The organism is Microbacterium testaceum StLB037, assembly GCF_000202635.1.
Classification (GTDB): Bacteria; Actinomycetota; Actinomycetes; order Actinomycetales; family Microbacteriaceae; genus Microbacterium; species Microbacterium testaceum_F.
The window spans coordinates 249,123-270,045 of sequence record NC_015125.1; the positions used below are offsets into that span (position 1 = coordinate 249,123).

The window sequence follows — 20,923 nt, forward strand, 5'->3', positions numbered from 1 at the left end:
CGAGACTACGGCTCCCGCGTTGAAACGTCCGGTGATGCCTCGACACCCGCGATCTGGAGGAGGTACGTCAGGAGCGCGCCGGAGCCACTGACAATGTGGTCGCGGTCGAGGTCGACGCCGTCGAAGTCGGGATTGGTGTCGACGTTGACGCCGCCCCAGAAGCGATCGAGGGAGCGCATGATCTCTTGCAGCTCCGCGAGTCTGTCGACGCTGACGTCGGCATCGGGGTCGACGATGAATCGTGCGAGCTCGTGCGCGATCTCGTGGCGGTGGGATCGGATCGCTTCGAGCGCGTCGACCTGTTTCTGGGTGAGCGCGTCGATCTGGATCAGCCAGTTCACGGACGCGTCGAATACGTTTCGGCCGAGAGTCAGCACGCTCTGCTCGTAGTGCTCCGAGTAGATCAGCCCATCTTCGGAGGAACCTTGGAGGAAAAAGCCTTTGACCTCATCCACGATGGCGGTCTTGACGAGCTCGTATCCGGTGAGGAGGGCGCCGGCGCGAACGAGGGCGGCGACGACGTTGTCGGGTTGAATCTTGTCATGGAGCCTTTTGGCGTAGGCGTCATCAACCATGGTCGCCCCCTCTCTACCCGTGTAGCAGGATGCGTCGTCTGCCGATCCTAGGACCGAAGTCGACGGTGACGACGGTCCCGTGTCGGGTGGTGGCCAATTCCAGGATCTGTCCTTCCCCAAACGTCTCGTGTCGGAGTGTCCCTCCGACGTCTGCCACCGCGGGCCTTCGCACGCCCAGCTCCTGTGGCGATATGGACGGCGCGCCGGCTTGGGCCTCCCAGCTCTCGATGAGGTAGACGACCGTGGGCAGCACGACTCCGACAGCCATTCGAGCGAGGGAGGGATCGACGAGATCGGATCCGCTGCGACCGTGTCCAGTTCCCCTGGCGTTTCGCAGCTCCCCCGCGCCGTTCAGGATGCTGGCGACGCCGCCGAGCAGACGTTTCGCGGCTCGCTCGTCTGGACCAGCGCCGACCTGGCTCGGGTCCAGGCCGAGGTGAAGGAGCGTCTGCTTCACTAGGGCCGGTAAGTCGTGCTTCTCGTCGCTGTCGCCGGTGATCCCGAGGATGGTCTTGCAGGTGCTCTCGATCAGCTCCTTCGCCTGCCCGATCGCTGCCTCCGGGTCGGTGGCGTAGTCTCGCCGAATCCGTTCGACCTGTCGGCGCATCTCCGCGACATTGAGTCGCACGGCGGCGAACTCCGCCTCGGACAGCACGGTCCCATCCGGCAGGGTCGCCTCGACGTTGTCGTCTACGAACAGCCGGCTGTAGAGGTCCGGCTCGTTGAGGGCCAGCCAGGCGGGCAGGTCGATGAAGTCGGCGACCATCCCGAGTCTTGGGAAGCGAGTCTGGAGCTCCTGAGAAGGTGCTCGCGCGCCCCACGTCTCCTCCGCCCCGAGGAGCGTGGGGACCATGTCGTACACATGCCCGTCGTAGTCCTCGTCGTTGAACCGAAGTGATCGCAGCAGTCGTGGGTGTTTGTAGATCTGCTCCTTGGTGCCGGTCAGAAGCCCGATCTCGGTCCAGCGGCTGTCATCCATCTCGGCGATGAGGCACTTCCCGATCGCGAGCTCGACAAGGTTCGCCGGCGCGTCCTGTCGCCATTGGGATGCCATGTCCTCACTCTATGAATCTCCGCAGCTCCCGACACCCAGCTCGCCCTTCAACCCGTCAGCTCGCGCTGAGGAGTTGCGTCTCGCAATGGTGGCCTCCCGGATGCGACGCGGATCAGGAGGATCAGGCTCACCGGGCCCACGACGAGGAACTTCAACGCGTTCCAGCAGAAGAGCAGTACGAGCAGGTTGAGCCAGCCGAGGCCATTGCCCGCGATGAGGCCGACGCAGACGCTGGCCGCGAGCAGGTACGGGACGGCCAGGAACATCGCTGGGATGCCCCACTTCAGTCCGCGCCGGGTGCGGATCAGGTCGAGCAGGATGTTGGTGGGCATGTAGCGCCGCATGAGATAGCGGGTGTGGACGCTCATGACCCAAAGCATGCGAAGCATAGCCGTGGCCTCTCATCAGACGTGTCTCTCCGTCGAGGAGGCAGATCATGATGAGTGGCCCCGAAGGGACTGTCCCGAAGGACCTGCGCGATGTGGAACGCTGCCTCGCGCTCAGGGTACGCCGCACCGGAGACATCCGTAAGGGGCCCGCTCCCCCGGATGCGGTGCCCATGGGCCACGATCGCAGCGCTTAGGCCTTCTTGGCAAGTTCGAGGAGCTTGCGGATGGCGGTATGGCTGTGGCGTCCGATCATGTATCCGGCGAGGTCGCCGGGGTCCAGTTCGCCGATGTCGCGGAGCCGGCGGAGATCGCGGAGGGCGTCGCGTTTGCCGTAGTCGTCGTGCCAGCTGTTGTTTCCGATCCGGTCGATGCTCTCGTACAGGCTGATCGCTTCGGCGGACAGCGCGGGGGTGAGCTCATCCTTGGTGTCGAAGTGGACGGCGTGGTGGTGGCGCGCCCACCCGCTGAGGTCGTCGGAACCGAACTCGAGGATGAAAGCGTGCGCGGCGCGTCCGGGGTTCATTGCGGCGAGGTCGTCGAGGGACGGCCAGAAATGGACTTCCACCGCGGGGCCGGAAGTCGCCGCGGCTGAGGACTTACGCGTCCGGTAAGGACGTTTCCCCCAGTCGTCCGGAAGCTGATCCTTGGTGCTCGCGATCCCTATGACCGGTCGTCGGATCTGCGCGGCGAGTTCAGTTGCTAGTTCCACCGTCTCGTCGGCGCGGGCGGAGTGCGGCTGATCGGAAACCCAGGGGACGTAGATGAATCGAGGGAAGGTGGCGCCGCCGGGATCGGTCATGATGCCGAGAGTACGCGCAGCCTCCGACCTTCAGAGCCTGGGCTGGGCGCGGGAGGGGGCCGGTCGGATGGGCGGATCTGCTGGCACGCGCACCGGATCGGCAAGCTTCTGTGCGCGGCCGAGTGCAGCGGAGGCCCGGCCCGCGTCAATTCTCTGCGTGTCACTCTGGGCGGGTGAGCCCAGGGGCAGCTGCCCGGTGATGGCGTATCGGTCGCGGTAGGCGGCGACGGTGAGCAGGCATCGTCTCCACGCCTTGCGTGTCTGGGGGTGCTCGGGCGGGCGGCTGAGATGTGCGGTCCAGCTCTGCCCGTCCGCGAGTGCGGCGTCGAGGAGCGCGTGCGCGCGTGACTCGATGAGGGCTTGCCGCTCGGTGAGCGCGTCTGCCATTTCACGATCGATGACGCCGGTTGCTTCGGGGATCAGGCCGGCGATCAGGCGAGGGGTGTTGCGGGTGCGGCCTGCCCCGGAGGGTCGAGAGGTGGCTCGCGCGACCCGGTGGTGGAGGACCGCGGCGATGTCGTCGGCGTCGCCGAATGCTCGCGCCCGGACGAGTGCTGGCAGCAGGGACTGGACGTTGTGGTTGTCAGCTTCGGCTCGCCTGAGTTCGGCGGTTAGCGGTCCGAACGCGGGCGAGGCGATCGCGTCGTCTGCTTCTTCGGGAGTGAGTCCGGAGGCCTGGATGAGGCGTTCCCAGCGGTCGCGCTGGGCTGCGGCGGCGAGCGTCTCGTACTCTGCCGCTAGCTGAGCGACGCCCGTCCAGTTACCCTGCTCGGCGATGATCGTCTCGTGCGCGGAGAGCTGCGCGCCGGTGTGCTGGAGGATCTCAGCGATGATGCTGCGTCCGGTGGCGCTGCTGGGAATGTCGTCGTGGGCGGCGTCGGGGCGGTCTGTGGCGATGTAGGCGTGGTTGGCGTGGGAGCCGCGGGTCATGGCGACGTAGAAGTTCTCCCGGATCGTCGATGTGCCGGCCAGGACGTGTGATGCGTCTACCGTGACGCCCTGGGCCCGGTGCGAGGTGACGGCGTAGCCGAGCTCGAGATGTTCCGCCACGTACCCGGATGGGACAACGACACAGCCGCCTTTGCTCCACCGGCGTTGCCACTGCGGTGAGTACCGTCTCCGGTACCGGATTGTCGTCACCTGCGGGCTGGTTCACGTCCGCCGTGGCAACCCGGCCGCTCGACTCGCGTCGTGAATCGTTTCCCCGTTGGTGTCGGGCGCCGCCGCGCAGGCAGCCGGAAGGCGCTCGCCGGGCGACCTGCCAGGCGGCCCCCATGCGCGCCCGGCTTCTGGCGGTGCTCATCGCCGCGATCACCCTCGCGCGTCCACGGAGACTGCGGCTGTGGATCGTTCGCGTGAGACCTGCTTGTGCGCCCCGGCGGCCTCGGCAGTCGTGGGCGACAGGACGCCGAACGCACGGAAAGTACCATTCACGGTTCCGTATCTGACAGCTGGAGCACCCCAGGCGAACGACTGGTCGGGCGCGAACGGTCAAATGACGCGAGGAGTACTGCACGCGCCGTGGGGGCTATGAATCCTCGTGCTTCTGCGAACCACGGCGTTTGACACTTGCTCAGCTCGCATACCCGACAAACAGAAGGACTCTTCGTGCGCCCACCAATCTCGCGCCGCCCCGATGGAGCGCCCCCGCGTAAACGATCGACAGTAGCCGTGCTTCTCGCCGTCGGACTCGTCGCCGCATCGCTGACAACGAGGACATCGCCCGCGTTGACCCGTTCGACGACCGGACCACTGCGGATCTCCGCGGCCCCGTCTCGGATGACCACCAGCTTCACGTTCAGCGTTCACACGGCAGCTGTCAATTGCAACGTTTCCGCACCGCTCTACAACTTCAGCCTGGTGCAGTCAGGGCTCCGCCATACCGGCGCCACATGGATGGCCGACGCCGGCGTCCCGCTGCACGTGCTCCAGGAGATCCTCGGACACGCGTCGATGGAGACCACCCGCGGCTACCTCCACCCCGACGACCGCCACCTCGCCTCCGCCGCCGAACAAGCCAGCGCGTTTCTCTCCCCCGCCGGGCAGCGACACCGTGCCCAGAGCAGCACGCCCCCAACTCGTAGTGTCTGAGTGACCGGGTGGTCGTCGCAGAAGCCTTGGTCCCCTTTTGGTCCCCTTATCCACAGATCGACGCGGTCAGGTCGTCCGAGAGAGCTATGGCCGAACTCCCCACGTCGAAGGGAGCGGCGCATTGCGGCGAGGAGAGAAGCCGGGAGGCTCATCGAATCCGGCTCGAGAAAAATCTTCTCACCAGGCATTTCAGCGCCGTCTGCCCCAGCCGGACCGCGGCCTGCATGTGGCAACGACAAAGGGCCCGCCATCAGGCGGACCCTTTCTCATTCCGTCGGGATGACAGGATTTGAACCTGCGACCCCTTGACCCCCAGTCAAGTGCGCTACCAAGCTGCGCCACATCCCGTCGCCCGCGAGCGGGCAACTCCCCTATATTAGCCGCTCCTCGACCGCGCCGCGAACCGGCCGCACCCCGGGCGTGTGCGGGAGCTCCTCGGCAATCCCTTGCCGGTGTCGGACCCCCTCACTACCCTCGCCGCATGAGCATCGAGATCCTCCCCGCGACCGGTGACCGCTTCGACGATGCCGAGGTCGCGCTCGACAGCGGCGACGGTCCGGAGTGCCAATGCCAGTGGTGGCTCCTCCCCAACGGCCCGTGGAAAGAGGCATCCATCGACGAACGCACCGAGCTCTTCCGCACTGAACTCGACGGCGCCCGGCCGCCGGGACTCATCGCCTACATCGACGGCGAGCCCGCCGGCTGGGTGCGCGTCGGACCCCGCACCACCCAACCGCGCCTCGCCCGCACGCGCGACGTCACCGCCTCGACCACGGAGCCGCTCGATGCCGACGACGTGTGGGCCGTCTCGTGCTTCGTCGTCCGCAAAGAGCACCGCGGCAAGGGCCTGACGGCTCGACTCCTGGATGCCGCCGTCTCCACCGCCCGCGACGGCGGCGCGCGCGTGGTCGAGGGGTACCCTCTCGATCCGACCGCCGCGAAGCGATCGTCGAACCAGCTCTTCCGCGGCACCGTGTCGGTGTTCGAGGCCGCGGGCTTCGACATCGTCGACCGCCCCAAGCCCGACCGCGCCCTGGTCTCGCTCACGCTCCGCGACTGAGCGCCCGTCCTACGATGGAGGTTCGCCGACGAAAGACCTGACATGACGGATGCCACGACCACCGCGCGCGTCGACGCCTGGCTGTGGGCGGTCCGGGTCTACAAGACGCGGTCGGCCGCGACCACCGCGTGCCGCGCGGGGCATGTCCGCGTCAACGGTGAACGTGCGAAGGCTGCGCAGCCCGTGCGGCCGGGAGACGAACTGCGCGTGCGGATCCAGGGGTTCGACCGCATCCTCGTCGTGAGGAAGACGATCGCGAAGCGCGTCGGGGCAGCTCTCGTCGCCGAGGCGCTCGACGACCGCACTCCCCCGCCTCCACCGCGCGAGAGCATGCCATTCGTCCCGGTCCGCGACCGCGGTGCGGGTCGCCCGACGAAGCGCGACCGCCGCGACATCGAGAAGCTCCGCGGCCGCGACCTCGATTGACGCCGTCACCCCACCAGGGTTGTGCACCGGCCGGCGTAGCGCGCCGGCGCCCGTGACGCGTTCCGCCGTGTGACGAGCGGAGGGCAAGGGATGCGCGGAGGACGAACCGCGCGTCAGGATCCTCCGCCGGTCCCCCGTCCTCCGCTGATCACGGCCCCACGCCCGCGCCCTCGCTCAGACCGTCCCTCGCGGACTACGGTCCGATGGCGGCCAGCCGAAGGGCGAATGACACACCGGGCCTCTCAGCTCAGCTGCTCCAGCAACCACCGCGTTCCGCGCACCGACGCGCCCAGCGCCTCGACGCGCGCGGCGAGGCCACGGTCGCTCGTCACCACGATCACCGGGTCGAACGAGCCCACGAGCTCCGATGCCACCCTGACGATCTCGTCGTCTCCCGAACCGCTCGCGCGGTGCACCGAGACGCCGTCATGCGCGACCTCCGTCGCGCGCGCCTCACCCTCCAGCACGGCCGCGACAAGCGGGAACCAGCGCGTGGCGGAAAGGCCGAGGGCCTCGGCATCCATCCCCGACGACGTCAGCGCGGACAGGCGGGTGAGCAGTCGTCCGGCTGCCCCGGCGCGGTCTTTCCACCAGCCGTCGGGCACCGAGCCCACCACGTTCGCGACGTCGACCACGACCGCGGGGCGCGCGGAAAGCGCCGCGCGCAGAGCGGGCCACGACGCCGCGAAGCCCGGGTGAAGCGGGCGGGTGTCGACCTCGTCGACGGGCACCCACTCGAGCGCCACGCTCTCGGGGTCGCTGATCACCGGCTCGAACGGCGAGGTGACATCGGCCACGAGGGTCGTGTAGGTCCAGATGCCGAGATCGAGCACGCTCTCGAAGCGCGCCTGCACCGCGTCTTCGGGCACCCCCGCCTCTTCGCCTGACTCGCGCAGGGCACCGTCGCGCGCCGACTCGTTCTCGTGACGTGCTCCGCCGGGGAGCGCCCAGGTGTCGCCGAAGTGGCTCCACGACACCCTGTGCTGCAGCAGCACGCCCCGCTCAGCGTCGAGGGCCAGCAGTCCGGCGGCGCCGAAACGCCCCCAGTACTTCTCCCCCGTCGGCGCGACGACCCACGCGTCCCCGGGATCGCGGGGACCGTGCGGGCGCCGCGGTTCGCCCGGGGCGGGAGGCTCGATCGTCATCCCTTCCACCCTGGCACACCTCGGCGATCCCGGGTCAGCCCGTCGACTCTTGGCGCCGCAATCCCGCGCGAGGCCACCCCGAACCGTCCCGCGGATCCGGATGCCGACACACCGCGCACATGGCATCCGGAACGGCGCGTCCCCCACCGGCCCCGCCCGACGGCTCGCCAGCCACCGCCATCCCGAAACAGCCCCTCGCCCACCGACTCCGCCCGACGGCCCTGCCAACCCTCACCGACGCCCGACCGCCCTGCCAACCCCACCGACGCCCGACGACCCGCCCCACGACTGCCCCGACGAGGCGTCCACAAACGCCACGTGCCCCGACCCCACAGACGGGGCCGGGGCACGCGAAAGAGAAACGTCAGCGGTCGAAGCGCGCGCCCTCGGGCTTCGAGTCCAGCAGCGTGAAGACGAGGAGGATGATCGGTCCGACGAACGGGACGAAGTAGATGAACGCCCAGAAGCCGCTGCGGTTGGTGTCGTGCAGGCGGCGAACGAGAACCGCGATGTGCGGGATGATCGTCGCGAGGCCCCAGATCACCGAGAGCACGACGAAGATCACACCGATTCCACCGGCGAGCTGAATCTCGCCGTACGGGCCCGTGGAGACCCCGCCCGTCACGAGCGCGAGCACGTTGAGCACGAGGACGACGAGGCCGTTCGCGAGGATCCACCACCAGTACTCGCTGCGGCTCGCGCGGCCGGTGAAGGTCGCGTACTTCTTGAAGATGCGGCGCACGGCCGCGCCGAACGGTGCTCCGTAGTACGGCTGATCGAGCGCGGGCTCGGCGTGCAGATTCGTCATGAAATCTCCCTGTCAGGGCGAGGTGCGACACCCCGCGGAGGCGGGCCACCTGCCCACCGCTGATGCAGCGTATCCATTCCTGGGAGGTTTCTGTGAGAAATCGTGTGATTGTTTCGCGAACAACGCCGAAACGCCCCGGCCACTATGACGGCGACCGGGGCGTTCACAACGTGGATCAGCGCTGACGCTTCTCGCGAATACGCATGTTCAGCACGATCGGCGTGCCCTCGAAACCGTAGATCTCGCGCAGGCGCCGCTGGATGAAGCGGCGGTAGCCGGGGTCGAGGAATCCGGTCGTGAACAGCACGAATGTCGGCGGACGCGTCGCCGCCTGCGTCCCGAACAGAATGCGGGGCTGCTTGCCGCCGCGCAGCGGGTGCGGGTGCTCGGCGACGAGCTCCGACAGGAACGCGTTGAACTTGCCGGTGGGGATGCGGGTGTCCCACGACTCGAGCGCCGTCTCCAGCGCCGGCACGAGCTTGTCGAGGTGACGACCGGTGCGGGCCGAGATGTTGACGCGCGGAGCCCACGCGACGTGCGCGAGGTCCTGCTCGATCTCGCGCTCGAGGTAACGGCGACGGTCCTGGTTCTCCATGTCGTCGTCGTTCAGGCGGTCCCACTTGTTGAACGCCAACACGAGGGCACGACCCGACTCGAGCACGAGGTCGATGATGTTGAGGTCCTGCACGCTGATCGGCTGCGAGACGTCGAGCACGACGACGGCGACCTCGGACTTCTCGAGCGCCGTCGACGTGCGCAGCGAGGCGTAGAAGTCGGCACCCTGCGACAGGTGCACGCGGCGACGGATGCCGGCCGTGTCGACGAGCGTCCAGAGCTTGCCGCCGAGCTCGACGACCTCGTCGACGGGGTCGCGCGTCGTGCCCGCGAGCTCGTTGACGACGACGCGCTCCTCGCCCGCGGCCTTGTTCAGCAGCGACGACTTGCCGACGTTCGGGCGACCGAGGATCGCGACGCGGCGCGGTCCGCCGATCTCGTACTTGGCGACCGCCGAGACCTCGGGCAGCACCTTCATGAGCTCGTCGAGCAGGTCGGCGACGCCGCGGCCGTGAATGGCCGACACGGGGTGCGGCTCGCCGAGGCCGAGGTTCCACAGGGCCGTGGCCTCGGGCTCCTGGCGGGCGTCGTCGACCTTGTTGGCGATGAGGAAGACGGGCTTCTTGCTCTTGCGCAGCAGCTTCACGACGTGCTCGTCGGTCGAGGTCGCCCCCACCGTGGCATCCACGACGAACAGCACGACGTCGGCGAGGTCGATCGCGACCTCGGCCTGCGCCGCCACCGAACGGTCGATGCCCTTCGCGTCGGGCTCCCACCCGCCGGTGTCGACCAGCGAGAACCGGCGGTCGAGCCACTCGGCCTTGTACGTGACGCGGTCGCGCGTGACACCCGGGGTGTCCTCGACGACGGCCTCGCGACGGCCGAGGATGCGGTTCACCAGCGCCGACTTGCCGACGTTCGGGCGGCCGACGATCGCGACCACCGGCAGCGCCGGCAGGAACTCGATCGCCCCCTCGCCCGAGGCCAGCCCCGCGAGCAGCGCGGCGTCGTCCTCATCGAGGTCGAAGTCCTCGAGGCCCGCGCGCAGCGCTTCGGCTCGCTGTTCGGCGAGGACCTCGTCCAGCTCGGCCATCTTCTCGGCGAGCTGGTCGGGCCCGCCCTCGTACTCGTCTTCAACGCCCATCGCGGGCTCCCATCGTGGAGTCGACGACGCTCAGCACGGCATCGACGGTCTGTTCGAAATCAAGGGGGGTCGAATCGACGACCTCGACGCCGGGTGCGGCGGTGAGGAAGTCGACGACCGTGGAATCAGCGGCATCGCGCTTGTGCAGGGCGGCGGCGACCGCGGCGGCATCCTGCGAGGTGAGCTCGGCACTGCGCCGCGCGGCGCGCACCTCGGGAGCCGCGGTCAGCAGGATGCGTACCGGCGCGTCCGGGAAGACGACGGTCGTGATGTCACGCCCCTCGACCACGACGCCCGGCAGAGCAGCGGATGCCACGAGCCGACGGAACAGCTCGTTCACCGCGTGCCGCACGGGGGCGACCCGGGCGACCCCGCTCACCGCGTCGGTCACGCGGGGCTCGCGGATCGCGTCGGTGACGTCGACGGAGCCGACGCGCACCCAGCGGTCGGTCGTGTCGAGCGAGATGGCGTAGTCGAAGTCGCCGAAGATCTCGAGCACGGCGGTGGCGTCGGAGGTGTCGATCCCGTGCTCGAGCGCGTGCCACGCGAGGGCCCGGTACGCGGCGCCGGTGTCGAGGAAGCCGTAGCCGAGGCGCGTGGCCGCGGCCTTCGACACGCTCGACTTGCCGCTGCCGGCGGGACCGTCGATCGCGACGACGACGGGCGCGGATGCCGACCCCTCGGCGGGCGGCGCGAACCCGGGCGTCGCGAGACCGGTCGCGGCGAGGCCGGGCCGGAAGAGGGCGGGGGTGAATTCAGTCATGGGTGGTGCTCGCAATCCGCCAACCGCGCTGCTGGAGGCCGTCGACGGCACGGCGGACCGCGTCGGGCACGACGCTGATCTCGGCGAGGCCGAACGGCGCTCCGGGCGAGTGCTCGAGGCGTAGGTCTTCGACGTTGACGTCGAGGTCGCCGAGTTCGCCGAACAGGCGACCCAGCTGGCCGGAGGTGTCGTCGACCATGACGACGAAGCTGTCGAACCGGCGATTCTGGCCGTGCTTGCCCGGCAGGCGCTCGACGCCCTCGTTGCCGCGGCGGATCGTGTCGGCCACCGTACGGCGGGCACCGGGCACGTCGGGATCGCGCAGCGCGTCGGCGACGTCGGAGAGGTCGGCGGCGAGCCGGTCGAGCACGTCGACCACGGGCGCCGCGTTCGCGCCGAGGATCTGCACCCAGAGTTCGGGGGCGGATGCCGCGATGCGCGTCGTGTCGCGCACTCCCTGGCCCGCGAGGCGGAGCGAGCCGTCGGGGGCCTCGACGAAGCGGCCGGCGAGGAGGCTCGCGACCAGCTGCGGAACGTGCGACATGAGCGCGACGGACTCGTCGTGCTCCTCGGGGGTCATCTCGATGAGCGTCGCCCCGAGGTCGAGAGCGAGCCCCTCGACGAGGGACAGGTCGTGGGCCGAGGTCTCGGCATCCCGGCACACGACCCAGGGGCGGCCGATGAAGATGTCGGCGCGGGCCGAGATGGCTCCTCCGCGCTCGCGTCCGGCCATGGGGTGCGAGCCGATGTAGTGGGTCAGATCGACGCCGCGCTCGCGGAGCGTGCGCAGCGGCTCGAGCTTGACGCTCGCGACGTCGGTGACGACGGCATCCGGGAACGCCTCCAGCTCGCGCTGCACGACGTCGGCGATCACGTCGGGGGGCGTGGCGACGACGATGAGCGACGGCTTGTCGTCGGGCTGCTCGGCGCGGCCCGCGCCGTAGTCGATCGCGAGGCGCAACTGCGACGGAGACGCGTCGACGAGCACCACATCGACGCCGCGCGCGGTGAGCGCGTGGCCGATGCTGGCGCCGAGCAGGCCCGAGCCGACGACACGGACGGTGCCGCTCGTACGGGTCGCCAAAGGCCCGGCCGCGCGCGCGGACGTTCCGTTCGGTTCGCTCATCGGGTCTCCTGCCCTGGGCGGCGCCCCTCGCACCGCGAGACGCCCCGGAGGCTCACTCCGCGGGAGTGTCGCCGTCCCGACGGGACAGCGTGAGCAGGGCGCCGCGTTCTACTGTAGTCAACTCGCGCGCCTTGCCCACCGGGAGTGTTCCCAGGTGAAGCGGCCCGAACTGCCTGCGCACGAGCTCGATGACGGGGTGACCGACCTCGGCCATCAGGCGCCGGACGATGCGGTTCTTCCCCGAGTGCAGCGTCAGCTCGACGAGGCTCTCGCCGCGCGAGGAGTCGAGCAGGCGCGCCTTGTCGGCCGCGATCCGCCCGTCCTCGAGGTCGACGCCCTTGAGGAGGTGCTGGATCGTCTGCGGCAGGACCTGGCCCTCGACCTTCGCGATGTACACCTTCGTGACACCGAACGAGGGGTGGGCGAGCACGTGGGCCAGGTCGCCGTCGTTGGTGAGGACGAGCAGGCCCGAGGTGTCGGCATCCAGTCGTCCGACGTTGAAGAGGCGCTCGTCCCAGTCCTTCGTGTACTGACGCAGGTCCGGACGCCCGCGGTCGTCGCTCATCGAGCTGACGACCCCGGTGGGCTTGTTCAGGATGACGTAGCGCTTCGACGTGTCGAGCTGGATCGCCGTGCCGTCGACGTCGACGAGGTCGGTCTCGGGGTGGATCCGCGAGCCGAGCTCGGTCACGACGACGCCGTTCACACGCACGCGACCCGCGACGATCATCTCCTCCGAGACACGGCGCGAGGCCACTCCCGCGTTCGCGAGCACCTTCTGCAGGCGCACGCCCTCATCGTTCGCTGAGCCTGTCGAAGCGTCGCTCATTTCAGTACCTCTCCGTCGAATCCGTCGGCGCCGTCGTCGAGCAACGGCGAGATGTGCGGCAGCTCGTCGAGCGAGTTGATGCCGAGGTTGACCAGCAGTTGGTCGGTCGTTCCGTAGTGGATCGCGCCCGTATCGGGGTCGGTGAACACCTCGGTGATCAATCCCCGCGCGAGCAGGGTGCGCACGACCGAGTCCACATTCACCGCGCGGATGGATGCCACCTGCCCCCGCGTCACGGGCTGCTTGTACGCGATGACGGCCAGGGTCTCCAGCGCTGCCTGCGACAGCCGCGAGGGTGCCTGGGTGTTCACGAAGTCGCCGACGACGTCGTCGTACTCCTCGCGCACGTAGAGCCGCCACCCGCCGCCGACCTCGCGCAGTTCGAAGCCGCGGACCGGTCCCCCGGTCTCGCCGTCGTAGTCGGCGACGAGCGCCTCGACGGCCTGGCGGACGGCCGGCACGGGAGCCGCGACCGCGGCGGCGAGGCTCACGAGGCTCTGCGGTTCGTCCACGACGAGGAGGATCGCCTCGAGCCGGCGAGCGACGGATGCCGGATCGCTCGGCCGCGGAGCCGGGATCGGGGCCTGCGGGTCAGCGGTCATAATCGGCTCCCAGGGCGGCGAGGTTCTCTTCCGACCACCGCTCGGCGGTCCAGCGCAGGGTCAGCTCCCCGAGCGGTTCGAGCTGCTCGAACGACAGCGCCGCGTGGCGGTACAGCTCGAGGATCGACAGAAATCGCGCGACGATGACCCCCGTCTCGGTGACGCCGGCGACGAGATCGCGGAAGTTCAGTGTCCCGGCCGAACGCAGCAGCGTCACCACGATCGCGGCCTGCTCGCGGATGCTCACGAGCGGGGCGTGCAGGTGGTCGAGCCCGACGGTGGGGATCTGCTTCGGTGCCATCGCGACGACGGCGAGAGCGGCGAAGTCGTCGAGGCTCAGCGTCCACACCAGTTCCGGCACGGCGGCGCGGTACTTCTCGTCGAGCCGCACGTCGCGGGTGTGCCGGCGGTCCTCTCGCTGCAGGCACCGCGCGAACCACGCCGACACCTCCTTGAACGCCCGGTACTGCAGGAGCCGGGCGAACAGCAGGTCGCGCGCCTCGAGGAGCGCCACGGATTCGGCATCCACGAGTTCCCCCTGCGGCAGGAGACCTGCGATCTTCATGTCGAGCAGGGTCGCGGCGACGACGAGGAATTCGGATGCCTCGTCCAGATCGCTCTCGGGCCCGAGGTCGCGGAGATAGGCGATGAACTCGTCGGTCACGCGGCTGAGGGCGACCTCGGTGATGTCGAGCTCGGCGCGCGAGATGAGGGTGAGGAGGAGGTCGAAGGGGCCGTCGAAGACGGGGAGGGTGACGCGGAAGCCGGCGGCGTCGGTTCCGGTCCCTTCGACAGGCTCAGGGACCTGGGTCGCGGGCTCAGGGACCTCGACCCCGGGCTCGCGCGCTGCCTCAGCGAGGTGGCTGAGCTCGTCGAAGCCACCTGACGCATCGGCCGCGGTCCCTTCGACAGGCTCAGGGACCTCGCCCGCGAGCTCGCGTGCCTCCACCGCAAGGTGGCTGAGCTCGTCGAAGCCGCCGGGAGCCGGCGCGTCGGCGATGGGGGTGTCGTCAGGCGACGGCGCCACGCGCGACCAGCTCCCGCGCCAACCGCAGGTAGGCCTGGGCGGCGGTGTGCTCGGGCGCGAACTCCGTGATCGGCATGCCCGAGACCGAGGCATCCGGGAACTTCACCGTGCGGCCGATGACCGTCTCGAGGACGTCGTCACCGAACGCCTCGACGACACGCTCGAGCACCTCGCGCGAGTGCAGCGTGCGGGGGTCGTACATCGTGGCGAGGACGCCGTCGAGCTGGATCGCCGGGTTGAGGCGGTCGCGCACCTTGTCGATGGTCTCGACCAGCAGTGCGACGCCGCGCAGCGCGAAGAACTCGCATTCGAGCGGAATGAGCACGCCGTGCGCGGCGGTGAGCGCGTTCACGGTCAAAAGGCCCAGCGAGGGCTGGCAGTCGATGAGGATGACGTCGTAGTCGGCCGCGACCTTGCGGAGCACCCGGGCGAGGATCGTCTCGCGCGCGACCTCGTTGACGAGGTGCACCTCGGCGGCCGAGAGGTCGATGTTCGCGGGCAGGATGTCGAGACCCTCGACCCGCGTCGACACGATGACCTCGCGCGGGTCGCGCTTGGTGTCGAGCAGCAGGTCGTAGATGGTCGGCACGTCGTGCGTCTGGATGCCGAGACCCGCCGACAGCGCACCCTGCGGGTCGAAGTCGATCGCCAGCACGCGGCGGCCGTACCCGGCGAGCGAGGCGGCCAGGTTGATGGTGGTCGTCGTCTTACCGACGCCGCCCTTCTGGTTGCACAGCGCGATGATGCGCGCGGGTCCGTGGCTGTCGAGAGCCGGAGGGGTGGGGAACCCCTGGTAGGGGCGACCGGTGGGTCCGAGGATGACCTCGTCTGCGCCCGTCTTGTTGCCCTTCGTGCTCGCCGACACCGAGTCTCCCGCCTTCGTCATAACGTCGTCGAGTCTAACCGCCGCCCGCCCCGCCGCCCGCGTGACCCGCGGGCGGCGCCCCGGCGCGGAGGCTTCGACAGGCTCAGCCACCGCTCCCCGCTGCCCCCACCCCAGGTCCCTGAGCCCGTCGAAGGGACCGGAACCCCCGCGGGGCGTCAGGCGCGAACACGCCTCCGCACCTGCACCACCACCGCGAGCGCGAGCGTCGCCGCACCCCACGCCGCGGCGACCTTGACCAGCACGCCGTAGATCAGGTGGGTCGGGGTGTACTCCGCGCCGAACCCTCCCTCGACCGCGAGCGCCGCGAGGCTCGCCCCGACCAGTGCGACCGGAAGAGAAAGCCACCACGCGACGCGCACGGCATCCGGAAGCACCCGCCGCACCGGCACCGCCGCCCGCTTCGACAGCCACCAGAGACCGAAGATCGCGAGCCCGGCGAGCCCGAACAGGCCCGACCCGTACTGCAGCCACTTCACGCCCGCCAGCGGCCCCCACGGCTCCTCGAGCGCCGGGAACAGGGCGTCGCCCGCCCGACCCTCGTGGGTGAAGAAATCCCACGCCACGTGCGTGACCACTCCGAGCGCGAGCGACAGCAGCAGCCACAGGATGCCGACGACTCCCCCGCTCACCGTCTCGCGTGCCGCGGCGGGGGCACCGGCATCCCACCCCTCGGGCAGGCGTTCGGCGATGCGCCGCGGCAGCAGCTCCCGCGTGGCGGGACGCAGGACGCACCGCCACACGAGCAGCAGCACGAGGGCCATCACCACGGTCACCGGGAGCCATGCGAGGTCGTGCGTCATCGCGTACGGGGGCACGACCCCGCGCAGGAACAGGGGCAGATCGGGGGTCATCGCCCCGATCGCGATCGCGGCCGGAATCAGCGGCGTCCGCACGAAAGGCAGGGCGACGACCGCGTGGCTGACCGTGAACGGCATATCAGTGGAGGAAGAGTCCCGCGAGCGTCTTCTTCCCGCGTCGCAGCACCGAGACCCCGCCCGGGAGGGTGCCTTCGACGATCGCGTCGTCGCTGGTCACCTTCTCGCCGTCGAGGGTCACGCCGCCCTGCGCGATCGCGCGGCGCGCGTCGCTGAGGCTCCCGCTCAAGCCGGTGGCGGTCAGCGCATCGAGCACCGTGCTCCCGGCCGCAAGCGTCGCGTGCGGGAGCTCCTCGAGCGCAGTGCGGAGCACAGCGGCATCCAGGGCCTTCACGTCGCCCTGGCCGAACAGCGCTTCGGTCGCGGCGATGACGGCCTCGGTCGCCTCCGCGCCGTGCACCGTCGTGACGACCTCGCGGGCCAGGCGCTTCTGCGCGGCGCGGCGGAACGGCTCGGTCTCGACGAGCTTCGCGTACTCCTCGATCTCAGCGCGGGTGAGGAACGTGAACACCTTCAGGCGCTCGATCACGTCGCGATCGTCGGTGTTGAGCCAGAACTGGTACATCGCCCACGGGCTGCACATGTCGGCATCCAGCCAGATGGCGTTGCCCTCGCTCTTGCCGAACTTCGTGCCGTCGCTGTTGGTGATCAGCGGCGTGCCGATCGCGTGCACGGACGCCCCCTCGACCTTGCGGACCAGATCGGTGCCGCTGGTGAGGTTGCCCCACTGGTCGCTGCCGCCGGTCTGCAGGACGCACCCGTACTGGCGGTACAGCTCGAGGTAGTCGAGGCCCTGAAGGATCTGGTAGCTGAACTCGGTGTAGCTGATGCCCGCCTCGGAGTTCAGGCGCGCGCTGACGGCGTCTTTCTTCAGCATCGTGCCGACGCGGAAGTGCTTGCCGATCTCGCGGAGGAAGTCGATCGCGCTGAGCGGCGCGGTCCAGTCGAGGTTGTTCACCATGCGCGCGGCGCTGTCGCCCTCGAAGCTGAGGAAGCGCTCGACCTGGGCGCGCAGACGCGCCACCCATTCGGCGACCGTCTCGCGGGTGTTGAGCGTGCGCTCCGCCGTCGGACGCGGATCGCCGACGAGCCCTGTCGAGCCGCCCACGAGCCCGAGCGGGCGGTGTCCGGCGAGCTGCAGGCGGCGCATGGTGAGCAGCTGCACGAGGTTGCCCAGGTGCAGGCTCGGGGCGGTCGGGTCGAAGCCGCAGTAGAACACGATGGGGCCCGCGCCGAGGAGGTCGCGCAGCTCGGTCTCGTCGGTGGAGACGTGGATGAGTCCGCGATAGACCAGCTCGTCCCAGACGTTGTCGAAAGTCGGGTCGTTGGCGGGCTGGAGGGCGCTCACGGGCGCCGCGTCGATCGGTGCAGACACCCGTTCAGGCTACCAGCGGGGGTGTCGGACCCCGGATGCCGCGGCACAGCGCTCCGCGGCGATCACGGCCGCTCGTGCCCGCGGCGCGGGGCCGTCAGCCCGCGTGGACACCCCACCACACGAGGAAGGCGGCCGCGAGGGCCGTCACCCAGCTGACGAGGCTGCCGATGAGGAAGTACTCCGCGCGGTTGCCGCTCTTTCCGTCGGCCGAGATCTCGGGGAAGCGGACGATGCCCTTCGCGGCGAACACCGCGGCGATGAGCGTGTACGCACCCGCGAGGGTGAGCACGAAGACGAGGATGCGCTCGAGGGGGCCGATGAGACGGCCGCCCTTGAGCACGGGGGCGGGGGTCGGGGCCGACTCGTCCGGCGCGGGGTCGGAGGGCGCGGCGGGGTCGGCGTGCGCGGCGGCGCGCGCGGCGGGGTCGGCCGGCGCGGCGGCGCGGACCGCGGGGTCGGTCGGGGCCGCGACGGCGCGACGCTCGGCATCCGGGGCGACCGGCCCTGCGCTCTCTGCCGTGTCGACGTCGGCCTCCGCGGACGGCGCCGACTCCCCGGTCTCGCTCTCGCCCATCTCCGACCGCAGGGCGATGCGCACGACCGCGTTGCCCGACTCGAGCAGGAACACCAGGCAGCCGATCACGAGCAGGATGACATCGACCGACACCGCGTCCGTGGGGCGGTAGGCGGCCCACAGCTCGCCCAGGGGCCCCGGCCGCGGTCGCCCGCGGGCGATGACGACGCACGCGGCCGCTGTCAGGCCCAGCAGGGCGACGGGCCACAGCCCCGCGCGGGTGGGACCGCGTTCGGGCATGACCCACGTCCAGATGGCCGCGACGGCGACGGCGAGGAGGCCCGCGATGACGGCATCCAGTCCCGCCGACACGACGATGAGAGCGACGGCCGACACCGTGTAGGCGAGCCAGCGCCGCGTATGGACCATCTGGCGCAGCAGGTCGACCGCCCCGACGGCGAGCAGCAGGAGTCCCGCCGCGATCATGCGCGTGCTCCTGCGGTGAGCACCGAGAAGCCCTCGACGATCGCGGCGGAGCCTGCCGCGGCGAGGGTCTGCGAGACCGCCGACTGGGTGATGCCCTCGGCCTCGGCGAGCCGGCGCTGCGAGTGGCCGAGGCATCGGCCGTAGGTGAGCCGGCGCGCGCGCTCGCTCATGGCCGAGACCAGCTGATCGCGGCTGAGGGCGTAGGCGTTGGCGAGAGCGAGAGCGTCGGCCATGGAGGCATCCTCCCCCTCGCCGCGCTCGATCCACGTGCGCGCGAGCGGCGCGGCGCGCTGTTGCAGCCGCTCGACGTGTTCGATCGCCGCGCGCGCGGCCCACCAGGCGGGCCCCTCGGGGATGGTGCGGTCGTCGAGGGCGATGGGGCGCACCTCCCCGACCCCGAGGCCGAAGCGGCAGTCGACGTCGTCGGGCAGGGCGAGGCGGAACAGCAGGAGCCAGCTCAGCGCCTCGGTCAGCGTGGCGAACTCCCCCTGCAGTTCGTCGCCGACGACGGCCGCGAGGGGCTCCGCGGCGACGGAATGGTCGCGCTGCACCCGCTCCACGGTCTCGGAGATGCGCTGCTGCGCCGCGGCGCGGTCAGCGAGATGCCGGGAGGCGACGATGTCGGCGATGACAGCGATGGTCATGCCATAAGCATATCGCTTATCAATCGCTTTTGATAAGCAAAATTCTGATATCAGTCGAGGAGCGTCCGAGCCGCCGCCTGCGCGCGGGCGACGAGCTCCTCACGCTGCTCGTGCACGCGCTCGGGCGCCGTGCCGCCGACACCGGTGCGGCTCGACACCGACCCCTCGATCGTGAGCACCTCGCGCACGGCCGGCGTGAGAGACGGGGAGACGGATGCCAGGAGCGCGTCGTCGGCGTCTTCGAGACCGATCTCGCGCTCCTCGCACGCGCGCACCAGAGCGCCCGAGATCTCGTGCGCGTCACGGAAGGCCACGCCCTGGCGGACGAGCCACTCGGCCACGTCGGTGGCGAGCGAGAAACCCTGCGGCGCGAGCTCGGCCATCCGCTCGGTGTGGAAGCGCAGGGTCGCGATCATGCCCGAGAACGCCGGAAGCACGAGCTCGAGGGTGCGCACCGAGTCGAAGACGGGCTCCTTGTCTTCCTGCAGGTCGCGGTTGTACGCGAGCGGCAGCCCCTTGAGCGTGGCGAGCAGGCCCGAGAGGTTGCCGATCAGGCGCCCGGCCTTACCGCGCGCGAGCTCGGCGATGTCGGGGTTCTTCTTCTGCGGCATGATGCTCGAGCCCGTCGAGTAGGCGTCGTCGAGCGTGACGAAACCGAACTCGCGCGTGTTCCAGAGGATCACGTCTTCGGCGAGGCGCGACAGGTCGACGCCGATCATCGCGGTGATGAAGGCGAACTCGGCCACGACGTCGCGCGAGGCGGTGCCGTCGAGCGAGTTCTCGGCCGGACGCGCGAGGCCGAGGCGATCGGCCACGAGCTGCGGGTCGAGGCCCAGCGTGGCTCCGGCGAGCGCTCCCCCGCCGTACGGCGAGACCGAGGCGCGCACCGACCAGTCGCGCAGGCGTTCGATGCCGCGCGTGAAGGCCCAGCCGTAGGCCTGGAGGTGGTGGGCGAGGAGGACGGGCTGCGCGTGCTGCAGGTGCGTGCGGCCCGGCATGATCGCCCCGGCGTGGGCGTCGGCCTGCGCGACGAGGGCGTCGATCAGGCGCAGCACCTCGCGGGTCAGGGTGCGGGCGTGATCGAGCAGGTACAGACGAACAAGGGTCGCGATCTGGTCGTTGCGGCTGCGGCCGGCGCGGAGCTTGCCGCCGAGAGCGGGGCCGACCGTCTCGATGAGCACGCGCTCCAGCGCGCCGTGCACGTCCTCGTCGCCCGGGGCGGCGACGAGGGAGCCGTCCTTCACCCTCTCGGCGAGCTCGTCGAGACCGGCGTGCATGGCCGCGGCCTCCTCGGCGTCGAGGTAGCCGGCGGCCTCGAGAGCCGCGGCGTGCGCGTGCGAACCGGCGATGTCGTAGAGAGCCAGGTCCCAGTCGAAGTGCGTCGAACGGCTCAGCGCCGCCAGTTCGGGAGAGGGTCCACCCGAGAAGCGGGCGCCCCACAGGGCTCCCTCGTTCGTCGCCTGGCCGGTCTCGCTGCTCATACCCTCCAGCCTACCGAGGGCCGCCGACGCCGCCGTGACGCGGGTCGCGCTGCGGGAGGGGGCGCGCCGCCGCGCCGCCGCCGAATGCCCCGAGCCGGCCCACTGCGCGTGCCGCGCTCCGGAACAATCACCGATTCCCGCCCCCTCGGAGCCGAAAAACCGGCCGAACCCCCACATCCTCCGGAGTGTGGCGCGGCCCACGGCGCACGGCACGCCCCCACGGACACCCGGCAGCACGACACCCCGCATCGCCGCCCCGCCCGGCGAGC

The 20,923-nt window shown here is 70.2% G+C and carries 22 protein-coding genes and 1 tRNA gene; 3 read left to right on the forward strand and 20 right to left on the reverse strand.

The annotated features are described in order from the left end of the window. Positions 1-5: 5 nt before the first annotated feature. From MTES_RS01200 to MTES_RS01220, 5 genes are all read right to left on the reverse strand, one after another. Positions 6-575, reverse strand: a complete 570-nt coding sequence (locus MTES_RS01200) for a hypothetical protein (protein WP_013583338.1) — start codon at positions 573-575, stop codon at positions 6-8. 13 nt (positions 576-588) lie between these two features. After that, on the reverse strand, positions 589-1,629 hold the full coding sequence (locus MTES_RS18290) for an abortive infection family protein (RefSeq protein WP_013583339.1): 1,041 nt from the start codon (positions 1,627-1,629) through the stop codon (positions 589-591). Between the two features lie 47 nt (positions 1,630-1,676). Then, positions 1,677-1,997, reverse strand: a complete 321-nt coding sequence (locus MTES_RS01210; protein ID WP_331437361.1) for a sulfate permease — start codon at positions 1,995-1,997, stop codon at positions 1,677-1,679. Between the two features lie 211 nt (positions 1,998-2,208). Then, positions 2,209-2,817, reverse strand: a complete 609-nt coding sequence (locus tag MTES_RS19170; RefSeq protein WP_013583341.1) for a hypothetical protein — start codon at positions 2,815-2,817, stop codon at positions 2,209-2,211. Between the two features lie 30 nt (positions 2,818-2,847). Further along, entirely contained in the window at positions 2,848-3,867 is a 1,020-nt protein-coding gene (locus tag MTES_RS01220) for a helicase C-terminal domain-containing protein (protein ID WP_013583342.1), read from the reverse strand. 729 nt (positions 3,868-4,596) lie between these two features. On the opposite strand from MTES_RS01220, the gene MTES_RS19780 reads away from it, so the two are divergent. Further along, positions 4,597-4,908, forward strand: coding sequence for a tyrosine-type recombinase/integrase (locus MTES_RS19780; protein ID WP_013583343.1), 312 nt, complete (start codon positions 4,597-4,599; stop codon positions 4,906-4,908). Positions 4,909-5,182: 274 nt separating this feature from the next. Here the strand turns inward: MTES_RS19780 and MTES_RS01230 are convergent. Next, positions 5,183-5,256: transfer RNA gene (locus MTES_RS01230), tRNA-Pro, on the reverse strand. Between the two features lie 133 nt (positions 5,257-5,389). On the opposite strand from MTES_RS01230, the gene MTES_RS01235 reads away from it, so the two are divergent. Both MTES_RS01235 and MTES_RS01240 read left to right on the forward strand, forming a co-directional pair. Continuing rightward, positions 5,390-5,968, forward strand: a complete 579-nt coding sequence (locus tag MTES_RS01235; protein ID WP_013583344.1) for a GNAT family N-acetyltransferase — start codon at positions 5,390-5,392, stop codon at positions 5,966-5,968. Between the two features lie 42 nt (positions 5,969-6,010). Next, a complete protein-coding gene (locus MTES_RS01240) occupies positions 6,011-6,394 on the forward strand; it encodes an RNA-binding S4 domain-containing protein (protein ID WP_013583345.1) in 384 nt (127 codons plus the stop codon). Positions 6,395-6,636: 242 nt separating this feature from the next. Here MTES_RS01240 and MTES_RS01245 read toward each other — a convergent pair whose 3' ends face one another. From MTES_RS01245 to argH, 14 genes are all read right to left on the reverse strand, one after another. After that, positions 6,637-7,539: an NUDIX hydrolase gene (locus MTES_RS01245; protein ID WP_013583346.1), complete on the reverse strand. Its 903-nt coding sequence runs from the start codon at positions 7,537-7,539 to the stop codon at positions 6,637-6,639. 364 nt (positions 7,540-7,903) lie between these two features. Further along, positions 7,904-8,347 (reverse strand): DUF805 domain-containing protein, encoded by a 444-nt coding sequence (locus tag MTES_RS01250; RefSeq protein ID WP_013583347.1) that lies wholly within the window; start codon positions 8,345-8,347, stop codon positions 7,904-7,906. Positions 8,348-8,522: 175 nt separating this feature from the next. Beyond that, entirely contained in the window at positions 8,523-10,046 is a 1,524-nt protein-coding gene (gene der / locus MTES_RS01255; protein ID WP_013583348.1) for a ribosome biogenesis GTPase Der, read from the reverse strand. After that, positions 10,036-10,809 (reverse strand): (d)CMP kinase, encoded by a 774-nt coding sequence (gene cmk, locus MTES_RS01260; RefSeq protein WP_013583349.1) that lies wholly within the window; start codon positions 10,807-10,809, stop codon positions 10,036-10,038. Before cmk ends, der begins: the two co-directional genes overlap by 11 nt. Further along, entirely contained in the window at positions 10,802-11,935 is a 1,134-nt protein-coding gene (locus MTES_RS01265) for a prephenate dehydrogenase (protein ID WP_013583350.1), read from the reverse strand. The genes cmk and MTES_RS01265 overlap by 8 nt, the downstream gene beginning before the upstream one ends. A 52-nt stretch (positions 11,936-11,987) precedes the next feature. Continuing rightward, complete coding sequence (locus MTES_RS01270; protein ID WP_043360878.1) at positions 11,988-12,764, reverse strand: pseudouridine synthase; 777 nt, start codon at positions 12,762-12,764, stop codon at positions 11,988-11,990. After that, positions 12,761-13,366 (reverse strand): SMC-Scp complex subunit ScpB, encoded by a 606-nt coding sequence (gene scpB / locus MTES_RS01275; RefSeq protein WP_013583352.1) that lies wholly within the window; start codon positions 13,364-13,366, stop codon positions 12,761-12,763. Before scpB ends, MTES_RS01270 begins: the two co-directional genes overlap by 4 nt. Next, positions 13,356-14,393: a segregation and condensation protein A gene (locus tag MTES_RS01280; RefSeq protein ID WP_013583353.1), complete on the reverse strand. Its 1,038-nt coding sequence runs from the start codon at positions 14,391-14,393 to the stop codon at positions 13,356-13,358. Before MTES_RS01280 ends, scpB begins: the two co-directional genes overlap by 11 nt. Further along, complete coding sequence (locus tag MTES_RS01285) at positions 14,377-15,279, reverse strand: ParA family protein (protein WP_013583354.1); 903 nt, start codon at positions 15,277-15,279, stop codon at positions 14,377-14,379. Before MTES_RS01285 ends, MTES_RS01280 begins: the two co-directional genes overlap by 17 nt. A gap of 155 nt (positions 15,280-15,434) precedes the next feature. Then, positions 15,435-16,214, reverse strand: a complete 780-nt coding sequence (locus MTES_RS01290; protein ID WP_013583355.1) for a DUF4184 family protein — start codon at positions 16,212-16,214, stop codon at positions 15,435-15,437. Position 16,215: 1 nt separating this feature from the next. Beyond that, complete coding sequence (gene tyrS, locus MTES_RS01295; RefSeq protein WP_013583356.1) at positions 16,216-17,529, reverse strand: tyrosine--tRNA ligase; 1,314 nt, start codon at positions 17,527-17,529, stop codon at positions 16,216-16,218. A gap of 94 nt (positions 17,530-17,623) precedes the next feature. Then, positions 17,624-18,529 (reverse strand): hypothetical protein, encoded by a 906-nt coding sequence (locus MTES_RS19785; protein WP_043360879.1) that lies wholly within the window; start codon positions 18,527-18,529, stop codon positions 17,624-17,626. Beyond that, complete coding sequence (locus tag MTES_RS01305; RefSeq protein ID WP_013583358.1) at positions 18,526-19,173, reverse strand: SatD family protein; 648 nt, start codon at positions 19,171-19,173, stop codon at positions 18,526-18,528. The genes MTES_RS19785 and MTES_RS01305 overlap by 4 nt, the downstream gene beginning before the upstream one ends. Positions 19,174-19,223: 50 nt before the next feature. Then, on the reverse strand, positions 19,224-20,654 hold the full coding sequence (gene argH, locus MTES_RS01310) for an argininosuccinate lyase (RefSeq protein ID WP_043360881.1): 1,431 nt from the start codon (positions 20,652-20,654) through the stop codon (positions 19,224-19,226). Between the last annotated feature and the right edge of the window lie 269 nt (positions 20,655-20,923).

Excerpts from the sequence above, each read along its gene's own strand:
- MTES_RS01240 (WP_013583345.1), top strand. The coding sequence starts at position 6,011 with ATGACGGATGCCACGACCACCGCGCGCGTCGACGCCTGGCTGTGGGCG.
- argH (WP_043360881.1), bottom strand. The coding sequence starts at position 20,654 with ATGAGCAGCGAGACCGGCCAGGCGACGAACGAGGGAGCCCTGTGGGGC.
- MTES_RS01305 (WP_013583358.1), bottom strand. The coding sequence starts at position 19,173 with ATGACCATCGCTGTCATCGCCGACATCGTCGCCTCCCGGCATCTCGCT.
- MTES_RS19170 (WP_013583341.1), bottom strand. The coding sequence starts at position 2,817 with ATGACCGATCCCGGCGGCGCCACCTTCCCTCGATTCATCTACGTCCCC.
- MTES_RS01270 (WP_043360878.1), bottom strand. The coding sequence starts at position 12,764 with ATGAGCGACGCTTCGACAGGCTCAGCGAACGATGAGGGCGTGCGCCTG.
- cmk (WP_013583349.1), bottom strand. The coding sequence starts at position 10,809 with ATGACTGAATTCACCCCCGCCCTCTTCCGGCCCGGCCTCGCCGCGACC.
- MTES_RS01235 (WP_013583344.1), top strand. The coding sequence starts at position 5,390 with ATGAGCATCGAGATCCTCCCCGCGACCGGTGACCGCTTCGACGATGCC.
- MTES_RS18290 (WP_013583339.1), bottom strand. The coding sequence starts at position 1,629 with ATGGCATCCCAATGGCGACAGGACGCGCCGGCGAACCTTGTCGAGCTC.
- MTES_RS01290 (WP_013583355.1), bottom strand. The coding sequence starts at position 16,214 with ATGCCGTTCACGGTCAGCCACGCGGTCGTCGCCCTGCCTTTCGTGCGG.
- MTES_RS01200 (WP_013583338.1), bottom strand. The coding sequence starts at position 575 with ATGGTTGATGACGCCTACGCCAAAAGGCTCCATGACAAGATTCAACCC.
- MTES_RS01250 (WP_013583347.1), bottom strand. The coding sequence starts at position 8,347 with ATGACGAATCTGCACGCCGAGCCCGCGCTCGATCAGCCGTACTACGGA.
- MTES_RS19785 (WP_043360879.1), bottom strand. The coding sequence starts at position 18,529 with ATGATCGCGGCGGGACTCCTGCTGCTCGCCGTCGGGGCGGTCGACCTG.
- MTES_RS01210 (WP_331437361.1), bottom strand. The coding sequence starts at position 1,997 with ATGAGCGTCCACACCCGCTATCTCATGCGGCGCTACATGCCCACCAAC.
- MTES_RS01245 (WP_013583346.1), bottom strand. The coding sequence starts at position 7,539 with ATGACGATCGAGCCTCCCGCCCCGGGCGAACCGCGGCGCCCGCACGGT.
- der (WP_013583348.1), bottom strand. The coding sequence starts at position 10,046 with ATGGGCGTTGAAGACGAGTACGAGGGCGGGCCCGACCAGCTCGCCGAG.
- MTES_RS01285 (WP_013583354.1), bottom strand. The coding sequence starts at position 15,279 with ATGACGAAGGCGGGAGACTCGGTGTCGGCGAGCACGAAGGGCAACAAG.
- scpB (WP_013583352.1), bottom strand. The coding sequence starts at position 13,366 with ATGACCGCTGACCCGCAGGCCCCGATCCCGGCTCCGCGGCCGAGCGAT.
- MTES_RS19780 (WP_013583343.1), top strand. The coding sequence starts at position 4,597 with ATGACCACCAGCTTCACGTTCAGCGTTCACACGGCAGCTGTCAATTGC.
- MTES_RS01265 (WP_013583350.1), bottom strand. The coding sequence starts at position 11,935 with ATGAGCGAACCGAACGGAACGTCCGCGCGCGCGGCCGGGCCTTTGGCG.